The 2,500-nt window shown below is 53.4% G+C and carries 9 tRNA genes and 3 rRNA genes (2 of these 12 cut by a window edge); all 12 read left to right on the top strand.

Annotated elements, in window-relative coordinates:
* Positions 1-494, top strand: a 23S ribosomal RNA gene (locus tag GFC28_RS12560); it begins 2,435 nt to the left of the window's first position.
* A 385-nt stretch (positions 495-879) separates the two neighbouring features.
* A 5S ribosomal RNA gene (gene rrf, locus GFC28_RS12555) occupies positions 880-996 on the top strand.
* 10 nt (positions 997-1,006) lie between these two features.
* Positions 1,007-1,082 (top strand) — tRNA-Val (locus tag GFC28_RS12550).
* Between the two features lie 173 nt (positions 1,083-1,255).
* A tRNA-Thr gene (locus tag GFC28_RS12545) sits at positions 1,256-1,331 on the top strand.
* 13 nt (positions 1,332-1,344) lie between these two features.
* A tRNA-Lys gene (locus GFC28_RS12540) sits at positions 1,345-1,417 on the top strand.
* An 8-nt stretch (positions 1,418-1,425) separates the two neighbouring features.
* A tRNA-Leu gene (locus tag GFC28_RS12535) sits at positions 1,426-1,510 on the top strand.
* A 22-nt stretch (positions 1,511-1,532) separates the two neighbouring features.
* Positions 1,533-1,607: transfer RNA gene (locus GFC28_RS12530), tRNA-Gly, on the top strand.
* A 5-nt stretch (positions 1,608-1,612) separates the two neighbouring features.
* Positions 1,613-1,698: transfer RNA gene (locus GFC28_RS12525), tRNA-Leu, on the top strand.
* A gap of 3 nt (positions 1,699-1,701) precedes the next feature.
* Positions 1,702-1,778, top strand: a tRNA-Arg gene (locus GFC28_RS12520).
* Positions 1,779-1,780: 2 nt separating this feature from the next.
* Positions 1,781-1,857 (top strand) — tRNA-Pro (locus GFC28_RS12515).
* Between the two features lie 11 nt (positions 1,858-1,868).
* Positions 1,869-1,944, top strand: a tRNA-Ala gene (locus GFC28_RS12510).
* A 91-nt stretch (positions 1,945-2,035) separates the two neighbouring features.
* A 16S ribosomal RNA gene (locus tag GFC28_RS12505) occupies positions 2,036-2,500 on the top strand; it runs 1,090 nt beyond the window's last position.

Raw genomic sequence — 2,500 nt, 5'->3', positions numbered from 1 at the left:
CATGGAAGGGCCATCGCTCAACGGATAAAAGCTACCCCGGGGATAACAGGCTTATCTCCCCCAAGAGTCCACATCGACGGGGAGGTTTGGCACCTCGATGTCGGCTCATCGCATCCTGGGGCTGTAGTCGGTCCCAAGGGTTGGGCTGTTCGCCCATTAAAGCGGTACGCGAGCTGGGTTCAGAACGTCGTGAGACAGTTCGGTCCCTATCCGTCGCGGGCGCAGGAAATTTGAGAGGAGCTGTCCTTAGTACGAGAGGACCGGGATGGACGCACCGCTGGTGTACCAGTTGTCCTGCCAAGGGCACCGCTGGGTAGCTATGTGCGGAAGGGATAAGCGCTGAAAGCATCTAAGCGTGAAGCCCCCCTCAAGATGAGATTTCCCATTGCATAAGCAAGTAAGATCCCTCGAAGATGACGAGGTAGATAGGTCCGAGGTGGAAGCGTGGCGACACGTGCAGCTGACGGATACTAATCGATCGAGGACTTAACCAATACGAAAAGGGGAGCAAGCTCGCTTGCATCCATAGGGCGTTCAAGCTTCTGACGGACAAGTCAGGAGACTTGGACAGAAGAAGCGGAAACGACCGTAGGAGGCAGCTTGCGGAACTAGGCAATACGAAAAGTGGAAGCGAGCGCTTAGCGCCGGAAGGAAAATATTCTTCCGACGAGACATGCTTGCATGTCGATGGAGGAAGGTGATTTTCCACGAGGCGCTGCGAGCTGGAACTAGACAATACGAAAAGCGGAGCTAGACATCAAGAAAAGCACCGCCTATCCTTTCTTCCCTGATCTGTTATCTAGTTTTGAAAGAACCAAAAAGTTCTTGACACGAGCGAAATGCTCATTATAATAATACTTGTCTGTTTGAAATAACAAGCCTAGTGACGATGGCGGAGAGGTCACACCCGTTCCCATCCCGAACACGGAAGTTAAGCTCTCCAGCGCCGATGGTAGTTGGGGCTAACGCCCCTGCAAGAGTAGGACGTTGCTAGGCGCTACATATCGGAGGATTAGCTCAGCTGGGAGAGCACTTGCCTTACAAGCAAGGGGTCGGCGGTTCGATCCCGTCATCCTCCACCATTATTTCAATGAAAACTAGTATAGATGACGCCGGCTTAGCTCAATTGGTAGAGACGAGCGAAGCATCGGTGAAATGACTGCGAGTTGCCTCGACGCATTGGACATCTTGGAATGTCTTGGAGAGGAAGAGGCACAAAACCGATCCTTTTTATAGTTCCATTTCTATCTATCATGCCGGCTTAGCTCAATTGGTAGAGCAACTGACTTGTAATCAGTAGGTTGCGGGTTCAAGTCCTGCAGCCGGCACCATAACAGAATATAGGAGCCATTAGCTCAGCAGGTAGAGCATCTGACTTTTAATCAGAGGGTCGGAGGTTCGAGTCCTCCATGGCTCACTTTTTTTGCGGGTGTGGCGGAATTGGCAGACGCACCAGACTTAGGATCTGGCGCCTCACGGCGTGGGGGTTCAAGTCCCTCCACCCGCACCATGATAAAAAATAAGGAGCCAATGCGGAAGTAGTTCAGTGGTAGAACACCACCTTGCCAAGGTGGGGGTCGCGGGTTCGAGTCCCGTCTTCCGCTCCAGCCACGCCGGGGTGGCGGAATTGGCAGACGCACAGGACTTAAAATCCTGCGGTAGGTGACTACCGTGCCGGTTCGAGTCCGGCCCTCGGCATCTGCGCTCGTAGCTCAATTGGATAGAGCATCTGACTACGGATCAGAAGGTTAGGGGTTCGAATCCTCTCGAGCGCGCCATGCGGGAAGTAGCTCAGCTTGGTAGAGCACATGGTTTGGGACCATGGGGTCGCAGGTTCGAATCCTGTCTTCCCGACCATTTGGAACGAAGGGGCCTTAGCTCAGCTGGGAGAGCGCCTGCTTTGCACGCAGGAGGTCATCGGTTCGATCCCGATAGGCTCCACCAAATAATGTTCTTTGAAAACTGAACAAAACGAAGCGTTAATCGAAAAATTTCGGTATGGTCAACCGAAATAAGATAATAGCCAATCAACTTTCTTTTGGAGAGTTTGATCCTGGCTCAGGACGAACGCTGGCGGCGTGCCTAATACATGCAAGTCGAGCGGACCGAATAGAAGCTTGCTTCTGTTCGGTTAGCGGCGGACGGGTGAGTAACACGTGGGCAACCTGCCCGTAAGACGGGGATAACTTCGGGAAACCGGAGCTAATACCCGATAACCCTGAAGACCGCATGGTCTTTAGTTGAAAGGCGGCTTCGGCTGTCACTTACGGATGGGCCCGCGGCGCATTAGCTAGTTGGTGAGGTAACGGCTCACCAAGGCGACGATGCGTAGCCGACCTGAGAGGGTGATCGGCCACACTGGGACTGAGACACGGCCCAGACTCCTACGGGAGGCAGCAGTAGGGAATCTTCCGCAATGGACGAAAGTCTGACGGAGCAACGCCGCGTGAGCGAAGAAGGTCTTCGGATTGTAAAGCTCTGTTGTTAGGGAAGAACAAGT

The sequence above is a fragment of the Anoxybacillus sp. B2M1 genome, from assembly GCF_001634265.1.
Lineage (GTDB): Bacteria > Bacillota > Bacilli > Bacillales > Anoxybacillaceae > Anoxybacteroides > Anoxybacteroides rupiense.
The sequence above is the reverse complement of the archived record's forward strand: the minus strand, read 5'-3'. Positions and strand labels throughout refer to the sequence as shown.